General features: G+C 72.9%; 18 protein-coding genes. 8 read left to right on the top strand and 10 right to left on the bottom strand.

Features of this window, described 5'->3' with window-relative positions; translation table 11 throughout:
• Window positions 1-4: 4 nt before the first annotated feature.
• On the bottom strand, window positions 5-919 hold the full coding sequence (locus tag BLT76_RS03825; RefSeq protein WP_244509241.1) for a dimethylarginine dimethylaminohydrolase family protein: 915 nt from the start codon (window positions 917-919) through the stop codon (window positions 5-7).
• A 117-nt stretch (window positions 920-1,036) separates the two neighbouring features.
• On the opposite strand from BLT76_RS03825, the gene BLT76_RS03830 reads away from it, so the two are divergent.
• Entirely contained in the window at window positions 1,037-1,723 is a 687-nt protein-coding gene (locus tag BLT76_RS03830) for a GntR family transcriptional regulator (RefSeq protein WP_090850989.1), read from the top strand.
• A 93-nt stretch (window positions 1,724-1,816) separates the two neighbouring features.
• Here the strand turns inward: BLT76_RS03830 and BLT76_RS03835 are convergent, their stop codons facing one another.
• Both BLT76_RS03835 and BLT76_RS03840 read right to left on the bottom strand, forming a co-directional pair.
• Window positions 1,817-3,439: a methyl-accepting chemotaxis protein gene (locus BLT76_RS03835; protein ID WP_090850991.1), complete on the bottom strand. Its 1,623-nt coding sequence runs from the start codon at window positions 3,437-3,439 to the stop codon at window positions 1,817-1,819.
• A gap of 153 nt (window positions 3,440-3,592) precedes the next feature.
• Window positions 3,593-5,215, bottom strand: coding sequence for a methyl-accepting chemotaxis protein (locus tag BLT76_RS03840; protein WP_090850993.1), 1,623 nt, complete (start codon window positions 5,213-5,215; stop codon window positions 3,593-3,595).
• Window positions 5,216-5,340: 125 nt separating this feature from the next.
• Here BLT76_RS03840 and BLT76_RS03845 point away from each other — a divergent pair, with 125 nt between their 5' ends.
• Genes BLT76_RS03845 through BLT76_RS03855 form a run of 3 tightly spaced genes read left to right on the top strand, consistent with a single transcriptional unit; the run spans window position 5,341 to window position 7,075 of the window.
• On the top strand, window positions 5,341-5,724 hold the full coding sequence (locus tag BLT76_RS03845; RefSeq protein WP_090850995.1) for a phage holin family protein: 384 nt from the start codon (window positions 5,341-5,343) through the stop codon (window positions 5,722-5,724).
• Window positions 5,721-6,221, top strand: coding sequence for a low molecular weight protein-tyrosine-phosphatase (locus BLT76_RS03850; RefSeq protein ID WP_090850997.1), 501 nt, complete (start codon window positions 5,721-5,723; stop codon window positions 6,219-6,221). Before BLT76_RS03845 ends, BLT76_RS03850 begins: the two co-directional genes overlap by 4 nt.
• Entirely contained in the window at window positions 6,218-7,075 is an 858-nt protein-coding gene (locus BLT76_RS03855; protein WP_090850999.1) for a fructosamine kinase family protein, read from the top strand. The genes BLT76_RS03850 and BLT76_RS03855 overlap by 4 nt, the downstream gene beginning before the upstream one ends.
• 124 nt (window positions 7,076-7,199) lie before the next feature.
• On the opposite strand, the gene BLT76_RS03860 is transcribed toward BLT76_RS03855, so the two are convergent.
• On the bottom strand, window positions 7,200-9,755 hold the full coding sequence (locus BLT76_RS03860) for a PQQ-dependent sugar dehydrogenase (RefSeq protein ID WP_139175404.1): 2,556 nt from the start codon (window positions 9,753-9,755) through the stop codon (window positions 7,200-7,202).
• A gap of 118 nt (window positions 9,756-9,873) precedes the next feature.
• Between BLT76_RS03860 and BLT76_RS03865 the strand changes: the two genes are divergently transcribed.
• From BLT76_RS03865 to BLT76_RS03880, 4 genes are read left to right on the top strand one after another with little or no spacing between them, the layout of a single operon-like run.
• On the top strand, window positions 9,874-10,572 hold the full coding sequence (locus BLT76_RS03865; RefSeq protein WP_280139618.1) for a response regulator transcription factor: 699 nt from the start codon (window positions 9,874-9,876) through the stop codon (window positions 10,570-10,572).
• Complete coding sequence (locus BLT76_RS03870) at window positions 10,569-12,005, top strand: sensor histidine kinase (RefSeq protein WP_244509242.1); 1,437 nt, start codon at window positions 10,569-10,571, stop codon at window positions 12,003-12,005. Before BLT76_RS03865 ends, BLT76_RS03870 begins: the two co-directional genes overlap by 4 nt.
• Window positions 12,002-12,544 carry a DUF3558 domain-containing protein gene (locus BLT76_RS03875; protein ID WP_090851003.1) on the top strand — a complete coding sequence of 181 codons (543 nt, stop codon included), beginning with the start codon at window positions 12,002-12,004 and terminating at the stop codon, window positions 12,542-12,544. The genes BLT76_RS03870 and BLT76_RS03875 overlap by 4 nt, the downstream gene beginning before the upstream one ends.
• Window positions 12,545-12,549: 5 nt before the next feature.
• Window positions 12,550-13,419 (top strand): acyl-CoA thioesterase domain-containing protein, encoded by an 870-nt coding sequence (locus BLT76_RS03880; protein ID WP_244509243.1) that lies wholly within the window; start codon window positions 12,550-12,552, stop codon window positions 13,417-13,419.
• A gap of 204 nt (window positions 13,420-13,623) precedes the next feature.
• On the opposite strand, the gene zwf is transcribed toward BLT76_RS03880, so the two are convergent.
• The 6 genes from zwf to BLT76_RS03910 all read right to left on the bottom strand — a co-directional run bounded on the left by zwf (window position 13,624) and on the right by BLT76_RS03910 (window position 20,280).
• Entirely contained in the window at window positions 13,624-15,069 is a 1,446-nt protein-coding gene (gene zwf, locus BLT76_RS03885; protein ID WP_090852112.1) for a glucose-6-phosphate dehydrogenase, read from the bottom strand.
• A 14-nt stretch (window positions 15,070-15,083) separates the two neighbouring features.
• Window positions 15,084-16,367: an anthranilate synthase component I family protein gene (locus tag BLT76_RS03890; RefSeq protein ID WP_090851007.1), complete on the bottom strand. Its 1,284-nt coding sequence runs from the start codon at window positions 16,365-16,367 to the stop codon at window positions 15,084-15,086.
• The gene (locus BLT76_RS03895) at window positions 16,364-16,936 is read right to left on the bottom strand and encodes an anthranilate synthase component II (RefSeq protein ID WP_090851009.1); all 573 of its coding nucleotides are present in this window, start codon (window positions 16,934-16,936) and stop codon (window positions 16,364-16,366) included. Before BLT76_RS03895 ends, BLT76_RS03890 begins: the two co-directional genes overlap by 4 nt.
• A gap of 126 nt (window positions 16,937-17,062) precedes the next feature.
• Window positions 17,063-18,976, bottom strand: a complete 1,914-nt coding sequence (locus BLT76_RS03900) for an anthranilate synthase family protein (RefSeq protein WP_090851011.1) — start codon at window positions 18,974-18,976, stop codon at window positions 17,063-17,065.
• 315 nt (window positions 18,977-19,291) lie between these two features.
• Complete coding sequence (locus tag BLT76_RS03905) at window positions 19,292-19,894, bottom strand: DUF6461 domain-containing protein (protein WP_090851013.1); 603 nt, start codon at window positions 19,892-19,894, stop codon at window positions 19,292-19,294.
• 14 nt (window positions 19,895-19,908) lie between these two features.
• Window positions 19,909-20,280, bottom strand: coding sequence for a hypothetical protein (locus BLT76_RS03910; protein WP_090851015.1), 372 nt, complete (start codon window positions 20,278-20,280; stop codon window positions 19,909-19,911).
• Window positions 20,281-20,304: the final 24 nt, after the last annotated feature.

The following is a 20,304-nucleotide window of genomic DNA, read 5'->3' on the forward strand; positions in this document are numbered from 1 at the left end:
CGGGTCAGGCCAGCGGCGGCAGCACGACCTCGCCGCCGGGGACCGACGGCAGGTCGCGACCGATGGTGATGTCGACGGCGTTGGCCAGGCAGCGGATCGAGCCGCCGCCCTTGTGGAACTCCGACACGTCGACGATCACGACGTCGAAGCCCCACTCGACCAGCTGACGACGCACCCGCGGCGGGCACGCCGGCATCACGACGGTGCTGCCGACGACGACCGAGTTGGCGCAGAACGTCGTCAGCGCCTCCTCCTCGGTCAGCACCAGCGGCTCGGGCACCAGCTCGAGCAGCGCGGCGGCCGAGGGCGCGTCGAGGGCGGAGGGGCAGACCAGCGCGCGCCGCTCGTCGAGCGGGCAGAAGGCCAGGTCGAGGTGGTACATCCCCGGGTGGGTGATCCGCAGCCCGCGGACCCGCACGCCCAGGTCGGCCGCGAGGTGCTTCAGCGCCAGCTCCTCGGTGCGAGGGCCGTAGCCGACGACCAGGGCGTCGCCGAAGGCGAACGCGTCACCGGCCTCGAGGTGGGCACCGACCCCGTCGCGGCCGACGTACGACGTCGCGTAGCCGTGCTCGGCGAACCACGGCTGGGCCGACAGGCCCTCCATCCGCCGCTCGGGGAAGCGCATGTGGGACATCACGACGTGGGGCGTGCCGTCGGCCTTGACCAGGCCGAGGCCGAGGTTCATCGCGTAGACCATGTCGGGGGCGTCGGCCCGCTGGGCGAGGACGTCGACTTCTGCGCCGAGGTCCTCCAGCGTGCGGACCATCGCGTGCCACTGGAGCATCGCGACCTGCGGGTCGGGCTGGACGGCGGTGTCCATGAAGGGGTTGATCGAGTACTCCACCCGGAAGTGGGTGGGCTCGACCGCCACGTAGTGCCGGCCCCAGTCCAGCGTGGGCGCATCCAGCTGCTGCTCCATCGGCGTTAACCTCCTCGTCATAATTGTCAGACAATCTGACAAGAAGTGTACGAGAAGAACGGGGCTCGCGTGACCAGTGGTCCGGACAACCTGCGGTCCGTGCCCCAGAATGGCCCCATGTCGGAGACGGTCGGTTCCTTCGGGACCCTGCACCTGGAGCACTCGTCCACCGTGGACCGGGTCGCCCAGGAGCTGCGCCGCGCCGTCTTCGACGGCGAGCTGGAGTCGGGCACGCCGCTGCGCGAGGTCGCGCTGGCCGCCTCGCTCGGGGTCTCCCGCCCCACCGTGCGGGAGGCGCTGACCATCCTGGTCGCCGAGGGCCTGGCCACCCGCGAGCCGAACCGCGGCGTCCACGTCGCCACCCCCGAGGTCGACTCGGTCCGCGACGTCTGCGCGGCCCGGTGGGTCCTCGAGGGCGCCGGCGTGCTCCGCTGGGCCGAGGCCGACGAGAGCCAGCGCGGCCGGGTCCGCAGCACGCTCGAGGCCTACACCTCGGCCGTACGACGCGGCGCGTCGTACCAGGAGCTCAACGAGCGGCACCTCGCCTTCCACGTCTCGCTGGTCGGCCTCACCGGGTCGCCGCGGCTGGTCGCGATGGCCGACAACCTGGTCGTCGAGCTGAAGCTCGCGCTGGCCCAGGTCGAGCGGATCCGCCGCAACGCCCACGACGAGGCCGACAACCACACCGCCCTGCTGCTCCTGCTGGAGGACGGGGACACCGCGGCGGCCCACGCCTTCCTGCGCCAGCACCTCATCGACGCCGAGGACGACATCATCGACGCCCTCGGCCTCTCCCCGAACTGACCCCTCCTGACCCCGAAATCGCCGAGTCGGCGCGAGCTCGCGCCGACTCGGCACTGAACCCACGCCGACTCGGCGTTCGGGGGTCTCCCGGGGTCAGAGGCGGAAACGACCCACCAGGTCGCGCATCTCGGTGGCCATCCGGGTCAGATCCCCCGCGGCCGCGGTCGTGTTGCCCGCCGCCTCGGTCGTCTGGTCGGCGGCCTCGGACACCGAGCCCACGTTCCGCGCGATCTCCGTCGCACCCGTCGCCGCCTCCGCGACGTTCCGCGAGATCTCGTTGGTCGTCGCGGTCTGCTCCTCCACCGCCGCAGCGATGGTGTTCTGGTAGTCGCTGATCCGGCTGATGATCTCCGTGATCTCCCCGATCGCCGTCACCGCACCACCGGTGTCGGCCTGGATCGCCTCCACCCGCTTGGCGATGTCCTCGGTCGCCCGCGCAGTCTCGACCGCGAGCTCCTTGACCTCGTTCGCCACCACCGCGAAGCCCTTGCCGGCCTCACCGGCACGCGCGGCCTCGATGGTCGCGTTCAGCGCCAGCAGGTTCGTCTGCTCCGCGATCGAGGTGATCGCCTTGACCACACTGCCGATCTCCGCCGACGACTCACCCAGCTTCGCCACCGTCGCGGTCGTCTCCTCCGCAGTCACCACCGCCTGCGTCGCCACCCGCGCCGCGTCCGAGGCGTTCTGGGCGATCTCCCGGATCGAAGCCCCCATCTGCTCACTGCCCGCGGCGACGGTCTGGACGTTGGTCGAGACCTCCTCCGCAGCCGCGGAGACCAGCGTGGCCTGGCTCGAGGACTCGCTCGCCGAGGCCCCCAGCTGCGCGGAGACCGCGGACATCTCCTCGGCGGCCGAGGCCAGCACGACGGTGTTGTCACCCATCGCGGACAGCGACACGTGCAGGCTCTCGCGGGCCGTCTCGAGGTCCGCGGCCATCCGGCCGACCTCGTCACGCGAGCTCACCCCGGCGTCCACCGTCAGGTCGCCACCGGCCAGTGCCCGCAGGGCGACCTGGAGCTTGTTGATGGAGGCGGTCACGCCGCGGGCCACCAGCAGGGCGAACCCGACCGCGGCCAGCAGACCCACGGCCAGCAGGATGATCGCGAGCCGGCGCTGGGCCTCGTACGACGACTGCGCGTCGGCGGCGGCGTCCGCGGCCTGGGCGTCCTCGTCGTCGGCGATCTCGCCGAGCAGGGAGCTGATGCCCTCCGCGATCGGGGAGAGATCGGCGTTGTTCATGGTCAGCCAGCCGGCCATGTCGCCGCTGCGGACGAAGGGCGTGGCCTTCTCGTCGATGGCGGCGAGGTACTGGTCGAACTGCTCGCGGATCGCGTCGAGCCGCTGGGCGTTGGCGCCGGTGACGCCCGTCGCCTCGTACTCGTCGAGCTGCGCGCGGAACGTGTCCTGCAGCTCGGCGTACTCGTCGAGGGTCGCCTGACGGTCCGGGCCGTTGCCCACCAGGAGGATGTCGCGGATGCTGAGCGAGATGCTCTTGCGGGTCACGGAGATCTGGCCGAGGACCTTGATCGCCTTCAGGTTGTTGGCATAGATGCTCTGGCTGGTCGCGGCGCTCGAGGACAGGCTGTTGAGCCCGACGAGGCCGACGACGAGGGCGACGACGGCGGCCAGCACGGCCGGGACCAGCACCTTGGTGCGGATGCCGCGGTCGGTCCACCAGCGGCGGGCGGAGTGGGCGGTGGCGGGGGTCGTGGTCATCTCGTTCGGCGTCCTGGGGTTGCGGGGGAAGTCGTGGTCGCTCCCTCCATCGGTCGCCCTGCCCCCGACCTGACCCGAAATCGCCGAGTCGGCGCGAGCTCGCGCCGACTCGGCACTGAACCCACGCCGACTCGGCGTTCCGGGGGTCCGGGGTCAGAGGCGGAACCGGCCCACCAAGTCGCGCATCTCGGTGGCCATCCGGGTCAGGTCCCCCGCGGCCGCGGTCGTGTTGCCCGCCGCGTCCGTGGTCTGGTCGGCGGCCTCGGACACCGAGCCCACGTTCCGCGCGATCTCCGTCGCACCCGTCGCCGCCTCCGCGACGTTCCGCGAGATCTCGTTGGTCGTCGCGGTCTGCTCCTCCACCGCCGCAGCGATGGTGTTCTGGTAGTCGCTGATCCGGCTGATGATCTCCGTGATCTCCCCGATCGCCGTCACCGCACCACCGGTGTCGGCCTGGATCGCCTCCACCCGCTTGGCGATGTCCTCGGTGGCGCGGGCGGTCTCGACCGCGAGCTCCTTGACCTCGTTCGCCACCACCGCGAAGCCCTTGCCGGCCTCACCGGCACGCGCGGCCTCGATGGTCGCGTTCAGCGCCAGCAGGTTCGTCTGCTCCGCGATCGAGGTGATCGCCTTGACCACACTGCCGATCTCCGCCGACGACTCACCCAGCTTGGCCACCGTCGCGGTCGTCTCCTCCGCAGTCACCACGGCCTGCGTCGCCACCCGCGCCGCATCGGACGCGTTCTGTGCGATCTCCCGGATCGAGGCCCCCATCTGCTCACTGCCAGCCGCGACGGTCTGCACGTTCGACGAGACCTCCTCGGCCGCGGCCGAGACCAGCTGCGCCTGGGTGGACGACTCGCTCGCGGACGCGCCGAGCTGGGCCGAGACGGCTGACATCTCCTCCGCCGCCGAGGCGAGGACCACGGTGTTGTCACCCATCGCGGACAGCGAGGCGTGCAGGCTCTCGCGGGCCGTCTCGAGGTCCGCGGCCATCCGGCCGACCTCGTCACGCGAGCTCACCCCGGCGTCCACGGTCAGGTCGCCGCCGGCCAGCGCGCGCAGCGCCTGCTGCAGCCGGCCGATCGACGTCGTCACCCCGCGGGCGACCAGGAACGCGAAGCCGAGGGCGGTCAGCAGTCCGACCACCAGCAGGATGATCGCCAGCTGCCGCGCCGCGTCGTACGACGACCGCGCGTCGGACGCCGCGTCCGCGGCCTGGGCCTGCTCGCTCTCCTTGAGCTCGCCCAGCCCGCCGCCGACGGCCTTGGCCAGCGGCACCAGGTCGGTGCTGTTCATGGCCCACCAGCCGGCCTCGTCGCCGGCCTCGGCGAGCGGGACCAGCTTCTCCTCGATGGCCACCAGGTAGGCCTCGAGACCCTCGCGCACGGACTCCAGCGTCGCCAGGTCGGCCGTCGCCGGGTCGGTGGCGGCGTACTCGTCGAGCTGGCTGCGGAAGGTGTCCTGCAGGCCGGCGTACTCCTCCTCGACCGCCTGGCGCTCCTCGCCGTTCGGAACCAGCAGCAGGTCGCGGATGCTCAGCGAGATGCTCTTGCGGGTGACGTCGAGGTCGCCGAGCAGCTTCACCGCGGCGAGGTTGTTGGCGTAGATCCGCTCGCTCGTCTCCGCACTCGACGAGAGGCTGTTGAGGCCGAGCAGCCCGACCGTCGTCGCGACCAGCGAGGCGACGACGGCGGGCGCCAGCACCTTGGTGCGGATCCGGCGGTCGGCCCACCAGCCGCGGGCCTGGCGGGTCGGGGAAGAGGGCTGGGTCATGGCGTCCGTCCTGGTCGGAGAAGGGGGGAGCCCGCTCCATCGGTCGCTCGGCCCCGGACCTGACCCGGTCGGGCGAAGGTCACATTCCGCCGGACGCTGCTGGCGCCGCCTGGCAGGATCGTCGCGTGCGCTTCCTCACCTGGCTCGTCACCAACGCCGTGGCCCTCGCGGTCGCGGCCTGGTTCATCGACGGGATCCGGTTCACCGGCTCCACCGAGACCTCCGAGAAGATCGTCCCGCTGCTGGTCGTGGCGCTGATCCTCGGCGTGATCACGTCGTTCGTGAAGCCGGTCCTGCAGATCCTGTCGATCCCGTTCATCATCGTCACGCTCGGGCTGTTCCTGCTCGTCATCAACGCCGTGGTGCTGATGCTGACCGGCTGGCTCGCAGGCCAGCTCGACGTCGACTTCGAGGTGACCGGCTTCTGGCCGGCCGTGGGCGGCGCCGTCGTCATCACGATCGTCACCTGGATCGTCGACGCGCTGATCGGGTCCGACGAGCGGCGATGAGGCCCCCCATCCCGCCGGCCCGGACGCCGGGGCACTACTCGGTGGCCCTGGTCTGCCTCGGCAACATCTGCCGCTCGCCGATGGCCGACGTCGTCCTCACCGAGCGCGTCGACGAGGCCGGCCTGGCCGGCCGGGTCGCCGTGGTCAGCTCCGGCACCGGCGACTGGCACGTCGGCAACCCCATGGACGCCCGGGCCGCGGCCACCCTCGCGGCTGCCGGCTACGACCCGTCGACGCACCGCGCACGGCACTGGTCGACCGCCTGGCTCGACGAGCACGACCTGGTCCTCGCCATGGACCGGAGCAACCTCGCCGACATCGGCGGGGCCGGCGACCGGGTTCGCCTGTTCCGCGACTTCGACCCGGTCGATGCCGGCGGCGAGGTCCCGGACCCGTACTACGGTGGGGACGACGGCTTCGAGGAGGTGCTGACCATGGTGGAGCGGACCTGCGCCGCGATCGTCGGCGGCCTCCGGGAGGAGCTCGGCCCCTCGTGACCCGACAGCCGCTGGTCGCCCGACGGGCCGAGGGTCTCCTCGGCTCGGCGGTGGTGGCCACGGCCCCCGTCGCCGGCGGGGACATCGCCACCGCCACCAAGCTCCGCCTCAGCGACGGCAGCACCGCGCTGATGAAGACCCTCACCCAGGCACCCCCGGGCCTCTTCGAGACCGAGGCGCGCGGGCTGCGCTGGCTCGCCGACAGCGACGGCGTCGCCGTGCCCGAGGTGCTCGCCGTCGACGCCGAGTGCCTGATCCTGCGGTGGGTCGAGCCCGGGCGCAACAGCGGGGACGCCGCCGCCGGCTTCGGCCGCGCCCTGGCCGCCACGCACGCCGCCGGCGCCCCGTCGTACGGCGCCGACGAGGACGGCTTCATCGGCCGGCTCCCGCTGCCCAACCGCACCGCCGGCTCGTGGGCGGAGTTCTACGCCGTACGACGGGTGCTGCCCTACCTGAAGCTGGCCCGCGACCGCGGCGCCGTCACCGCCCGCGAGGCCACGAGCGTCGAGGCGGTGGTCGGTCGGCTGCCGGGCCTGCTCCCCGAGGAGCCGCCGGCCCGCCTGCACGGTGATCTCTGGAACGGCAATGTCCTGTGGGGCACCGACGGCCGGGTCAGCGTCATCGACCCCGCGGCGTACGGCGGCCACCGCGAGGTCGACCTCGCGATGCTGGCCCTCTTCGGCCTCCCGCACCTGCAGCGGGTTCTCGACGCCTACGACGAGGCCACCCCGCTCGCCGACGGCTGGGCCGACCGGGTCGCCCTCCACCAGCTCTTCCCGCTGCTCGTCCACGCCTGCCTCTTCGGCGGCGGCTACGGCGCCCGCGCCGCCGACGCGGCCCGCCGCTACGCCTGAGGCGGGCGGTCGGAGAGTTTCATCGGCTGGCCGATGAACCTCGAGCCTGGACGACAAAGGTTCATCGTCCAGGGATGAGTTTTATCGGCTAGCCGATAAAACTCACCGCGGCCCCCAGCACCCCCTACCGCCGCCGGACGTAGACCGCCCGCAGCACCTGATCACGCCGGACGGTGACGGTGTGGGCCCGCCTCCCGCCGTCGTTCCAGCGCCGGAAGACCCAGACCTTCCCGGCGCGACGGACCCGCGCCGGCGCGACGATCCGGACCCGCTCGCCCACCTCGAACCGCCCGGTCCAGCCGGAGCGCCGGGCCACGCCGTCCACCCGCACCCGCGCCCGGGCGCGGGCGGGTACGGCGCGCACGGTGAGCCGGGAGGTGGCGGCGGGGGCGACGGCGTCGGCGACGTAGCGGGCGACGTACGACGTGTCGCTGGCCGGCGCGACCGACTGGTGCACGCGCGCGCCGGAGTCCGACCAGCCGGCGAAGCGCCAGGTCCGGCCACCGGAGTTCACCGTCGGCGGCACCGCGACGGTGAAGGTCGAGCCGACGATGACCCGCCGCGCCTGGGGCGAGGGGCCCTCGGCGCCCAGCACGCTGACCGGCGCCGTCACCGGGGTGGTGGCGAACCGCAGGTCGACGGTCTGCGGCGACAGCTCGAAGCTCCGCTCGGTCGCGAAGCCGCCGGCGTCGGTGGCCCGGACCCGCAGCACCAGCCGCGAGGGGTACTCGTGGTCCGGCGCGGTGAAGGTCCCCGACGCGACGCCGGTGCGGGTCTCGATCGGGTGCACGTGGCACACCGACGGGCAGTGGCTGACGGCCAGCGACCAGGTGAAGGCGGAGGCCGGCAGGGTGCCGTCCTGGAGGTCGGTGGCCGCGGCCGAGAACGGGATCGGGTCGCCGACCGCCCAGGTCAGGGTGGGCGCGGGGGTCACCGCGGTGAAGGTCGGCGGGTCGTTGCCCGGGTGCAGGGTCAGCTCGGCGACGTCGCTGCCGCCGTTGCCGTCGGTGACCCGCACGGACACCGTGACCGGCTTCGCGACGGTGTAGGTCTCGTAGACCACCGGTCCGAAGTCGTCGCCGAAGGACCCGTCCCCGTCGAGGTCCCACGAGTAGCCGAGCAGGTCGCCGTCCGGGTCGCTCGAGGCCGAGGCGTCGAGCTCGACGGAGAGCGGGAGCACCGAGCTGTACGGCGGGTCCGCGCTGATCCGAGCCACCGGCGGCCGGCCGATCGCGTCGTACGAGACGCGGTGGATCGCGCCCGCGCCGGCCTCCGGGTAGCCGTCGTCGTTCAGCCCGTAGTCCACGTAGTAGAGGTCGCCCTCCGGCCCGGTCGTCAGGTCGACCGGCGAGTCCGCGTCGCCGACGAGGAGCCGGGCCCGTGAACGGTCGGGCTGGCCGTCCGCGCCGAGCGGCACCGACCAGACGCAGCCGCGGGCGAAGTCGGCGAAGACCAGCGCCCCCTGCAGGTCGGTCGGGTAGGCGGAGCCGGTGAGGAACTGCACGCCCGAGACGGAGGCGGTGCCGGTCGGGCAGCCGTCGCCCGGGACGACCTCGCCGCTGCGCGAGTAGGGGAGGTACGGCGCCACCGCCCGCTGCGCGACCGGCGCGGTGCCGGCGTACAGCGACTCGCAGAGCGGGACGTCGAGCTCGTCCCAGCCGGGCGTGCGGGCCGGGCCCTCGAAGCAGGGCCAGCCGAAGTTGCGCGGCGCCGTCGTCGAGGTGGCGGCGGTGAGCCGGTTCACCTCGTCGTACCCGCCGGCGCCGACGTCGCCGACCCACACCTCGTCGGTGTCGGGGCGGAAGGCGAAGCGCCACGGGTTGCGGAAGCCGTACGCCGCGATCGCGTGCTCGCCGGTCAGCGGATCGATGCGGAGCAGGCTGCCGTTGATGCCGAGCGGGTCGCCGGTGGTGCGGAGGTCCTGGGCGCGCAGCGACCCGCCCTCGTTCACCGGGTCGCCACAGGGGTTGCCACCGAACTGACCACGGTCGGCGGTGTCGAAGCTCGCGCCCTCGCCCGCGGTCACGTAGAGCATCCGGTCGGGGCCGACGTGCACGGCGCCGGAGCCGTGGCTGGGGAACTGCAGGCAGCCATCGGCCAGCAGCTCGGTCTCCGACGTCATCGTCCACGCGCCGTCGACCTTCGCGGCGGCCAGCCGGGTGACCCGGATCGACGCCGCGCAGCCCGGGGAGCCGCCGGGCTCCAGGCTCGCGGGCGCCGGGCAGTCGTCGTAGTACGGCGCAGCCGGATCGCCCCAGGCCGGCACCTCACCGGCGGGGTCGCGCGGGTCGCGGTCGTAGGCGTAGGCGACGTACACGAAGTCGCGACCGGCGCCGGTGCCGAGCGCGGGGTCGACGGCGAGGCCCACCAGGCCGCGGTCCCAGTAGTTCTGGACGCTGCGCGTCAGGTCGGCGAACGGCGCCGGGGTGCCGGCGAAGCCCGCGCCCGCCCGGGCGACGGTGCTGATCACCCCCGCCTGGTTGCCGACGAACGCGGTGCCGTCGGCGGCGAAGTCGACGACGGTCGGCTGGTCGAGGCCGCCGATGACGACCCGGTCCTGGAAGCCCGACGGGAGCACCGGGTCCGCGGCCGCCGTACCGCTCGGGACGCCGATCGGGACCAGCAGCCCCACGACCAGCGCCACGGCCGACATCCGGGCAACGCCCACGATCCTGCCCACGAACGACCCCCCGGTCCGGCCGCGCCCCCCGCGTGCCTGCTGCTGTGATCTACCCGAACCGGGTCGTCCGCACACGCGTTCTCAGACAGGGCTCAGCCAGGCCTGGCACAGTAGGGACGTGCCTCCCGTGCCCCTGCCACGCGTCCTCGTCGTCGACGACGACAAGGCCGTGCGCGAGTCGCTGCGCCGCTCGCTCGAGTTCAACGGGTACGACGTCCACCTGGCCTCCGACGGCGCCGAGGCCTTGGCCAGCATCGGCCGGGTCGCGCCCGACGTCGTGGTGATGGACGTGATGATGCCGCGCCTCGACGGCATCGAGACGACCCGCGCGCTGCGCACGGCCGGCCACGACGTCCCGATCCTCGTGCTGACGGCTCGCGACGCCGTCGGCGACCGGGTCGAGGGCCTGGACGCGGGCGCCGACGACTACCTCACCAAGCCGTTCGCGCTGGCCGAGCTGCTGGCCCGGCTGCGGGCGCTGCTGCGCCGCGTCGTCCCCGCCGACGACGCCGACGAGGAGGTCCTCGCCTTCTCCGACCTGACGATGGACGTCGCGACCCGCGAGGTACGCCGCGGCGCGCGCCCGATTGAGCTGACCCGCACCGAGTTCACCCTGCTCGAGATGTTCCTGCGCCGCCCCCGGCGGGTCCTGGAGCGCAGCTTCATCCTCGAGGAGGTCTGGGGCTACGACTTCCCGACCACCGCCAACTCGCTGGAGGTCTACGTCGGCTACCTGCGCCGCAAGACCGAGGCCGAGGAGGAGCCGCGGCTGATCCACACGGTCCGCGGCGTCGGCTACGTGCTGAAGGAATCGTGACCGGCACGCTCGACCCCGACGGACGCTGGCACTACCGCCGGTCCCTGGCCAGCCGGGTCACCCTGCTCACGACGATGGCCGTCGGCGTCGCCGTCGCGTTCGTCGCCGTCGGGGCGTACGTCGTCGTCCGCATGCAGCTGCAGGCCTCGATGGACGACTCGCTGATCGAGCGCGCGAACGCGACCGCCGGGCTGCCGGTCTTCATCAACGCCAACACCGGCAACGAGTTCCCGGCCTGGGCCCTGACCTCGACCGACGTCCGGATCGGCACGATCAGCGCCGACGGCCGGGGTTTCTACCCCTACAAGGACGGCGAGGTCCCCAAGCTCGGAGACGCCGAGCTCGAGGTCGCGGCCGGCAAGTCCGACCTGAGCGTGCGGACCGCGCGGGCGCACGACAGCGACAGCCGGTTCCGGGTCGTGGCGGTGCCCTACCGCGACGACGAGGCCCTCGTCATCTGCGAGTCCCTGGAGTCGCAGGAGCAGCTGCTGACCAAGCTCGGGGTCGTGATGGCCCTCTTCGGTGCGGCCGGCGTGATCGCCGCGGCGATGGCCGGCTGGGGCGTGGCCGCCAACGGCCTGCGCCCGGTCCGGCTGCTCACCGGGCGGGTCGAGCACATCGCCCGCACCGAGGAGCTGCAGCCGATCCCGGTCGAGGGCCACGACGAGATCGCCCGGCTGTCCTCGGCCTTCAACCAGATGCTCGCCTCGCTCGCGGCCTCCCGCGACCGGCAGCGACAGCTGGTCGCCGACGCCGGGCACGAGCTGCGCACCCCGCTCACCTCGCTGCGCACCAACCTCGACCTGCTGGCCCAGTCCGACGCGTCCGGCGGGGCCGCCCTCCCGCCCGAGGCCCGGGCCGAGCTGCTCGACGACGTCCGCGCCCAGATCGAGGAGATGACGACGCTGATCGGCGACCTGGTCGAGCTGGCCCGCGACGAACCGATGGCCCACGTCATCGAGACCGTCGACCTGGCCGAGGTGGTCGACCACGCCCTGTCCCGGGTACGCCGCCGCGGCCCCGGGGTGCGCATCGACCTCGACGTCGACCCCTGGTACGTCATCGGCGAGCAGGGCGCCCTCGAGCGCGCGGTGACCAACCTGCTCGACAACGCGGTGAAGTGGAGCCCCGCCGGCGGCACGGTCCGGGTCGCCCTCACCGACGGCGAGCTGACCGTCGAGGACGAGGGCCCCGGCATCGCCGACGCCGACCTGCCGCGGGTCTTCGAGCGGTTCTGGCGCTCCGACGAGTCGCGCTCGATGCCCGGCTCCGGGCTCGGGCTCTCCATCGTCCAGCAGGTCGCGGTGCGGCACTCCGGCACCGTCGCGGCCGGTCGGGCCGCGTCCGGCGGTGCCCGGATGGTGCTGCGGATCCCCGGCGCGTCCACCCCGCCGCCCGCCGAGCCCGCCGCCTCGACCGAGGCCGAGGCGTGAGGGCCCGGGTCGCGCTGCTCGTCGTACCGCTGCTGCTGGCGGGGTGCGGTGGCGACTCGTCGTCCTCCCCCGAGCCGTCCGCGGAGCCGTCGGCCAGCGCGTCCGCCGACCCGGTCTGGAACCCCTGCGACGGCCTCGACGCCGCACGGATCGCCCGGGTCCTCGGCACCTCCGTGGAGGTCGACCGGGGCACCGAGGACTCCCCGCGCTGCGCGCTGGTGCCGCAGACCGAGGGCGAGGCCGTCGTGGACGCCAACTACCTCGTCTTCCCCGCCGGCCTCGACGCCGCCTGGGAGCAGATGGGCGCCCCCGACGACGGCAGCGTGACCGAGCCCGAGATCGCCGGCGCCGACGACGCCCGGATGGTCGCGAACCCCGGCACCGAGGTGCTCGGCGTCACCGGGTTCGTGCAGGTCGGCGACGTGGTGCTGGTGGTCAACGCCGCCGACACCAAGCCGTACGACGAGGCACCGGTCGTCTCGGCTGTCAAGGAGACCATGCAGCAGCTGGCGACGTACGCCGGGGAGACCCCACCATGACGGGCATGCAGCTGTCCTTCTTCCGCCCGGCCGAGTCCGGTGACGCGCTGACCCCGACCGACATGGCCCGCAGCATGTGGGACGACGACCAGATGCACGGCGTGGCCGTCAGCGGTGCGCTGGCGCGCGGGGCCGAGCAGCGGGTGCGCGAGCTGGGGCGGACCGAGCTGCGGCCGGCGCGCTACACCGTCGACCTGTTCAAGGCGGCCCGGATGCGGGACTGCCGGGTGACGACCGAGGTCGTGCGGGAGGGGCCGCGGCTCTGCCTGGTCGACGCGGTGCTGACCCAGGAGGTCGACGGCACCGAGGTGCGGGTCGCCCGGGCCAGCGCGCTCTTCCTGCTGCCGACCGCCTCGACCGAGGGCTCCGTCTGGTCGCCCGACGACCGGCCGGTCCCGCCGCCGCTCGACGTCGCCCCGGCGTCGGAGGAGCCGCACGTGCCGTTCTTCCACAGCTCCGTCGGCTGGTCGCAGTCCTTCGGCCTGCACCAGAACGACGACCGCAAGTCGTCCTGGAACACCGCGATCCCGATCGTCTCGGGCGAGCCGACGTCGCCGTTCCAGGCGGTCGCCTCGATCGCCGACGGCGCCAGCATGGTCACCAACTGGGGCGACCGCGGGATCGAGTACATCAACACCGACATCACCCTCACCCTGGCCCGCGAGCCCGTCGGCCTCTCGATCGGCATGTCCGCCCTGGACCGGGTCGAGGTCGACGGCATCGCCGTCGGCACCGCCGCCGTCTTCGACCGCACCGGCCCGCTCGGCACCGCCGTCGTCACCTCGCTCGCGAACGCGAGGCGCGTCGTCGACTTCGGCGACGTCGAGTACACCGACTCCGGCGAGCGGCGTCGTACGTCTTCGGTGGTCGAGTAGCCGCGAGGGACGAGCGGCGTCGTACGTCTTCGGTGGTCGAGTAGCCGCGAGGGACGAGCGGCGTCGTACGTCTTCGGTGGTCGAGTAGCCGCGAGGGACGAGCGGCGTCGTACGTCTTCGGTGGTCGAGTAGCCGCGAGGGACGAGCGGCGTCGTACGTCTTCGGTGGTCGAGTAGCCGCGAGGGACGAGCGGCGTATCGAGACCTACCGCACCGTCGTGTTCGAGTCGCGCCAGGACCGCTCGAAGGGCAGCCGCCAGGCGTGCGGGGCGATCAGCTGGTGGATGGCGTTGGGGCCCCAGCTGCCCGGCGCGTAGCCGCGCACCGGCGGCGGGTCGTTGAGCAGCGGGATCGACTTCTCCCACAGCGTCTCGATGCCGGCGGCGGTCGTGAAGAGGGTGTGGTCGCCGCGCATGGCGTCGTGGATGAGCCGCTCGTAGGCCTCCAGCACCGACGCGGACGACGACGTCTCGTGGGTGGCGAACTGCATCGACAGCTTCTCGAGCTTCATGCCCGGGCCCGGCTTCTTGCCGTAGAACGACAGCGACATCCGGGACTGGTCGGCCAGGTCGAAGGTGAGGTGGTCGGGGCCCTGGCGGCCGACGTTCGAGCCGGCCGGGAACATCGTCAGCGGGGGCTCCTTGAAGGCGATCGAGATGATCCGGGCGCCCTCGGCGAGCTTCTTGCCGGTGCGCAGGAAGAACGGCACGCCCGCCCAGCGCCAGTTGTCGATCTCGACCTTCAGCGCCACGAAGGTCTCGGTGTCGGAGTCCTCGGCGACGGCGGCCTTGCCGCGGTAGCCGTTGTACTGGCCGCGGACGACGTTGTGCGGCTCGATCGGCCGCATCGAGCGGAAGACCTTCAGCTTCTCGTCGCTGATCGGGTCCGGCGCCAGCGACGTGGGCGGCTCCATCGCCATGAAGGCCAGCACCTGCATCAGGTGGGTGACGACCATGTCGCGGTAGGCGCCGGTGCCCTCGTAGAACGCCGTACGCCCCTCGAGGCCGAGGGTCTCCGGTACGTCGATCTGCACGTGGTCGATGAAGTTGCGGTTCCAGATCGGCTCGAAGAGGCCGTTGGCGAACCGGAACGCCAGGATGTTCTGGGCCGCCTCCTTGCCGAGGAAGTGGTCGATGCGGAAGACCTGGCTCTCGTCGAAGACCTCGTGGACCCGCGCGTTCAGCCTCTTGGCCGAATCCAGGTCGGTGCCGAACGGCTTCTCCATGATGATCCGCGACCGCTCGACCAGGCCCGCCTCGTCGAGCTGGCGGATCACGTCGAGCGCGGCCTTCGGCGGCACGCTGAGGTAGTGCAGCCGGCCGATCTCCTCGCCGTGGCGGGCCAGCACCGCCTCGGAGACGTGCACCGCCTCGGCCAGCGCGTGCGGGCCGGCGCCCTGCGACACGTAGCTCAGCATCTCGGCGAACGGCGCCCAGCGGGCGTCGGTCACGTCGCCCTTGCCGAACTCCTCACAGGCGTCGCGGGCGATCTTCACGAACGTGTCGGTGTCAATCTCCTCCAGCGACGTCCCCACGATGCAGGAGTCCTTGAGCAGGCCGGCCTCGAAGAGGCGCAGCAGGCCCGGCAGCAGCTTGCGCTTGGCCAGGTCGCCGGTGGCGCCGAAGAGCACGATGACGTGCGGTTGCTCCATGTCGTCGAGGGTAGTCACGCGGTGTTTCCTCCCGGTGTCGGTGGGTCGGCGTCGAACACCCGCAGCAGCCGCTCGGCCTTCCAGCGGGACTCGGCGTACTCCTCGTTCGCGGACGAGTGGACCGTGATGCCGCCCCCCGTGCCGAGCCGGTAGACCCCGTCGCCGGCGGTCGTGAGCGAGCGGATGACCACGCCCAGGTCGGCGCGGCCGTCGGCGGAGACCCAGCCGAAAGCGCCGGCGTACGCGCCGCGTGGGGTGTCCTCGACCTCCTGCACGATCTCCATGGTGCGCTGCTTCGGGGCGCCTGTCATCGACCCGGCCGGGAAGAGCGCGCGGACCGCGCCGAGGGTGGTCACGTCGTCGCGCAGCCGCCCGCGCACCGTCGAGACCAGCTGGTGCACGGTCGCGTACGACTCGACCTCCATCAGCACCGGCACCCCGACCGACCCGACCTCGCAGACCGTCGACAGGTCGTTGCGCAGCAGGTCGACGATCATCAGGTTCTCGCTGCGGAACCGCGGCTCCGCCGCCAGCTCACGCCGCCGCGCGTCGTCCTCCGCCGGCGTCGCCCCGCGCAGGGTGGTCCCCTTGATCGGCTTGGTCTCGATGCTCCGGTCCGCCCCGACCACGGCGTACCGCTCCGGGCTGGAGCTCAGCAGCCACGCCTCCGCGCCCGGCACGTCGTGCTGCAGGAACCCGGCGTACGGCGCGGGGTTGAGCTCGCGCAGCCGCAGGTACGCCGTCGCCGGGTCGAGGTCGGCAGCCACGTCGGCGCGGTAGGTCAGGTTGACCTCGTAGCTGTTGCCCGCGTGCAGGTGCTCCTGGACGCGGCCGAAGTGGGCGGCGTAGGAGGCGGGTGCGACGTCGCCGGTGATCCGGGGCCGTGGGAGGTTCTCGGCCTGTCCCGCCCCCGGCTCGTGGTCGAAGAGCCGCACGTGGCTCGGCCGCATCCAGACCGCATCCGGCACCGTGTCCGAGGGGTACGCCGGCAGGTCCGCGCGGGCGGCGTACCCGAGGTAGCCGAACCACTGGTCGGTGGACGAGCCGGCGGCGAGCTCGGCCTCGAGGACGGCGAACGGGTCGTCGCCGACCACCTCGGACCGCCCGGAGGCGTGCCGGACCACCTCGCGGGTGGCGGCCGAGTAGGTGAGCGAGACGTCGTCGGGCTCCAGCCAGCCGAGGAGCGAGCGCCGCCCGGACCACGCGCGCGCGCCGCCGCCGTCGAGCCACACGCAGCGGGCGTGGGCGGCGGCGACGTCACGGAACGCGGCGACGGGGTCCCCCACAGTCCCGTTCACGACAGCTCCAGGAAGTTGGCCACCAGCCGCGCGCCGTGCTCGGAGAGGATCGACTCGGGGTGGAACTGGACGCCGACGAGCGGCAGGTCCCGGTGGGCGACGGCCATGGTCAGCCCGGTCGACGCGTCGGTCGCGGTCACCCGCAGGCACGCGGGCAGCTCCAGGGCGGCCAGCGAGTGGTAGCGGACCGCCGCGAACGGGGTCGGTACGCCGGCGAACAGCCCGGCACCGTCGTGCTCGACGCTCGCCAGCACGCCGTGCCCGGGCGGCACCCGGTCGACGCGGCCGCCGTACGACGTCACGAGGCCCTGCATGCCGAGGCAGACGCCCAGCACCGGCCGGGTGCCGGCGAGCAGCACCTCGCGGCCGACCGCGAAGTCACGCGGCGAGGCGGGGTGGCCGGGTCCCGGCGACAGGACGACGTACTCGTGGCGGAGCAGGTCGGCGGCGTCCGCCTCGTCGTGCTGGACCACGCGGGGCAGCACCCCGGTCACGCCGGCGACGAGGTGGACCAGGTTCCACGTGTAGGAGTCGTGGTGGTCCACGACGACCACGTCCGCTCCGGCCACGGTCAGCAACCTACTGCCCCGGAAATAGGACGGACCCGGCGGCGCTGGGGGGCAGTCACCGTCGGGCCCGTGTTCCTGACCTCGCCACCCTAGGACCCAAGACGACTCTCGGGAACCCCAGGGAACCTAGGGAACCTGAGGAACGAGGAGGTCGGCGACCAGCTCGTGCAGCAGGTCGTAGCCGTGCTCGGTGAGGATCGACTCGGCGTGGAACTGGATGCCCCGGTAGTGCGGGCCGCGCAGCAGGTGCACGTCGCCGGAGCCCGGCTCGGTCTCGACGCTCACACCCGCGGGCAGCGCGGTCGCCGCGTCCACCCGGCCGACGAAGGTGTTGTAGAACCCCACCCGCTCGGTCCGGCCGTCGATGACGACCGGTGACTGGGTGCCCTGGAAGACGATGTCCTTGTAGGCCAGCGGGATGCCGAGGTGGTGGCAGAGCGCCTGGTGGCCGAGGCAGACCGCGAGGAAGGGCCGCTCGGCCGCCATCAGCTCGGCCACGGCCGCGCGCAGCTGGGCCATCTTGGGGTCGTCGCCGTCGCGCGGGTCGCCCGGCCCGGGGCCGACGATCACCAGGTCGAAGCCGTCCAGGACCCCGGGTGCGTAGTCCTCGTGGCGGACCACCTCGCTGGTCATGCCGAGCACGCCGAGGACGTGGCGCAGCATGTTCACGAAGTCGTCCTCGCCGTCGAGGATCACCACGCGCTTGCCGGCCAGGCCGGGGTCGGGCCGGGAGCCGCCCTGGTCGGTCAGCCAGAACCGCGACAGCCGCCGGTTGCGCTTGTTGAGCGCCAGCAGCACGTCCTCGTCGTTGACGAGCTCGGCCAGGTTCGTGGTCGGCACCGGGGCCGGCGGGACCAGGCCGAAGGCGCTGAGGATGCCGCCGGCCTTGGCGTGCGTCTCGGCGACCTCGTACGCCGGGTCCGAGTCGCGGACCAGAGTCGCACCCGCGGTCACGGTCAGCCGACCCTCCAGGTCGACGTCGGCGGTGCGGATCACGATCGGGCTGTCGAGCACCGGCTCCCCGTCGCCGTCCCGGCCCAGGATGGCCAGCGCTGCGCCGTAGTAGCCGCGGCCCACCGACTCGTACTGCTTGATCAGCCGGCAGGCGTTCTCGACCGGGCTGCCGGTCACGGTGGCGGCGTACATGGTGTCCCGCAGCACCTCCCGCGGGTCCCGGTCGGTCTGCCCGGCGAGGAGGTACTCGGTGTGCACGAGACGGCTCATCGGCTTCAGGAACGGCCCGAGCACCTGGCCGCCCCGGTCGCAGATGTCGCACATCATCTTCAGCTCCTCGTCGACGACCATGAAGAGCTCGTAGATCTCCTTCTCGTCGTGGAGGAAGTCGAGGAGCTGCTGCTGGGTGTCGCCCTCGGAGGGGATGCGGAAGGTGCCGCTGATCGGGTTCATCCGGACGTCGCCGCCGTGGATGGAGACGTGCCGCTCCGGGCTGGCGCCGATCAGGTAGCGGTCGCCGGTGAAGAAGACGTAGGTCCAGTAGGCGCCGCGCTCGCGCTCGAGGAGCCGCTTGAAGACGGTGAGCGCCCGCTGCGCACCCCAGTCGGCGACGGTGGCGCGGTAGTGGCGTCCGATGACCAGGTTGGCGCCCTCGCCCTGGCCGATCTCGTCGCGGATGATCGCCTCGACGAGCTTGCCGTACTCCTCGTCGTCGGTCTCGAACCCGCCCCGGTCGGCGAACTCGACCCCGGTGTCGTCGATCGCGTCGACGATCTCGGCGACCGAGAACTCCAGCTCGGTCTCGACGTCGACCACGACCAGCGGGGTCCCGTCGTCGTGCGCCTCGAACCCGCGCTCCGCGACCTGGCGGAACGGGACGGCGAGCAGCCGGTCGGCGATGTGCCCGTCGGCCGGCACCCCGGCCTCGAGCGGCACGTCGAGGATCGACTCCACGACGGTACGACGCCCGCCGACCAGGCCGACGGTGTCACGGTCGCCCGCGCGCGTGGAGCGCCGGATGATCGCCCAGGCCTCGTGCCCCTGGAGCGCGTCGATCGCGGCCCGGGCGTCACGTGAGGCAGTCATGGCGGAACTCTAGTTGTGCCGCGGGCCCGCACGGACCGCGCGCCGGATCCTGGGCGGGCCGGCCACCCGTGCGTATCCCCAAGCAGCGCCATTGCGCCGGTTGAGGGAACCGGCAAGGCCTACTCGCCCGTAGCCGGCGCAATTGCGCTGCTTGCGGGTTCGCTCGGGCCGCGGGGAGCAGGCCACGCCCGGCCACCGACCCGCGGCCCACGACCGACGAGCCGGTGGCGGCGGGCTCGACAGGGACTCTCGGGCTGCGGGGGTGTCGACACGGTCGCTGCGCGACCTGCTCAACCACCGGGGGGCGCGACCGGCTCAATCAGCGTCGGGCAGGTAGACCAGGCTCGGCGCCAGTCGGTAGCCGGAGTCGGCGACCCGCTGGAGGTCCTCGGCGGTGAGCCGCAGCCCGGTGACCACCTCGGCCATGGCCAGGCCGACAGCGACGGCGTCGGCGTCGTCCTCGGCGTCCTCGTCCTCCGGGTCCACCCAGGCGAGGTCGAAGAGGGGACGCAGCTCCGCCGGGACCGGGGAGGGGTCGTCGAGGAAGAGGTACTCGTCGTCGTCGAACACCACCTCCCCGTCACGGGCGCAGCCGAACCGGACGTGCGCCTGGATGTTGTCGCGGACCACCGCGACGCTCCGGCCGCCGGCGGAGAGGGCGCGCAGGGCGTCGAGGCTGGGATCGGCGTACCCGCTGTGCTCGACGGCGAGGACGCCGCCCTCCACGTCGGTGATCGCGTACGCCGAGAACTCCTCGTCGTCGGCCTCGGGGTACTCGGTCGGGTCCGCGGCCAGGTCGATGCCGAGCGCCGTGGCGACGTCCTGCTGGGTGGCCCCGGCGACCACCAGCACGGTGAGGGACTCGGTGTCGAAGGGACCCTCCGCGAGGAGGGACTCGTAGTGCTCCACGTCGGTCACGCCCAGGACCCTAGTCAGCGGTCGTCGCACGCCCGGAGCAGGGCGTCGCGCGCGTCGCTGTAGTCCTCGAGGCGCAGGGTCTGCAGGACCCGGCTCAGCTCCTGCCCGGCACGGCCGAGGTCGTCCAGGTCGCCCTGGGAGTCCCCGGTCTGCCCGGCGCCCTGGGCGAGCAGGCCGACGCCGGCCACCCGGTTGAGCAGCCCGATCCCCGGAGGGTCGTCGCCGTCCTCGGTGTCGGGCAGCTCCGCCGGCAGCCGCTCGGCCGCCGCGCAGGCGAGGTCGGCGTCGTCCGAGCCGCCGGAGACCGCCCAGCCCACGCCGAACCCCACGACCAGCCCCGCGACCAGCGCGCCCACCAGCCCGACCACGATCCCGATGCGTCCCATGCCCCGCTCCCTCCCCGAGCGGAG

The organism is Nocardioides lianchengensis (assembly GCF_900101465.1).
Classification (GTDB): domain Bacteria; phylum Actinomycetota; class Actinomycetes; order Propionibacteriales; family Nocardioidaceae; genus Nocardioides; species Nocardioides lianchengensis.

Bases quoted from the DNA above. Each gene is read 5' to 3' on its own strand.
- BLT76_RS03880 (WP_244509243.1), top strand. From the start codon at position 12,550: ATGCAGCTGTCCTTCTTCCGCCCGGCCGAGTCCGGTGACGCGCTGACC.
- BLT76_RS03835 (WP_090850991.1), bottom strand. From the start codon at position 3,439: ATGACCACGACCCCCGCCACCGCCCACTCCGCCCGCCGCTGGTGGACC.
- BLT76_RS03910 (WP_090851015.1), bottom strand. From the start codon at position 20,280: ATGGGACGCATCGGGATCGTGGTCGGGCTGGTGGGCGCGCTGGTCGCG.
- zwf (WP_090852112.1), bottom strand. From the start codon at position 15,069: ATGGAGCAACCGCACGTCATCGTGCTCTTCGGCGCCACCGGCGACCTG.
- BLT76_RS03900 (WP_090851011.1), bottom strand. From the start codon at position 18,976: ATGACTGCCTCACGTGACGCCCGGGCCGCGATCGACGCGCTCCAGGGG.
- BLT76_RS03840 (WP_090850993.1), bottom strand. From the start codon at position 5,215: ATGACCCAGCCCTCTTCCCCGACCCGCCAGGCCCGCGGCTGGTGGGCC.
- BLT76_RS03830 (WP_090850989.1), top strand. From the start codon at position 1,037: ATGTCGGAGACGGTCGGTTCCTTCGGGACCCTGCACCTGGAGCACTCG.
- BLT76_RS03825 (WP_244509241.1), bottom strand. From the start codon at position 919: ATGGAGCAGCAGCTGGATGCGCCCACGCTGGACTGGGGCCGGCACTAC.
- BLT76_RS03850 (WP_090850997.1), top strand. From the start codon at position 5,721: ATGAGGCCCCCCATCCCGCCGGCCCGGACGCCGGGGCACTACTCGGTG.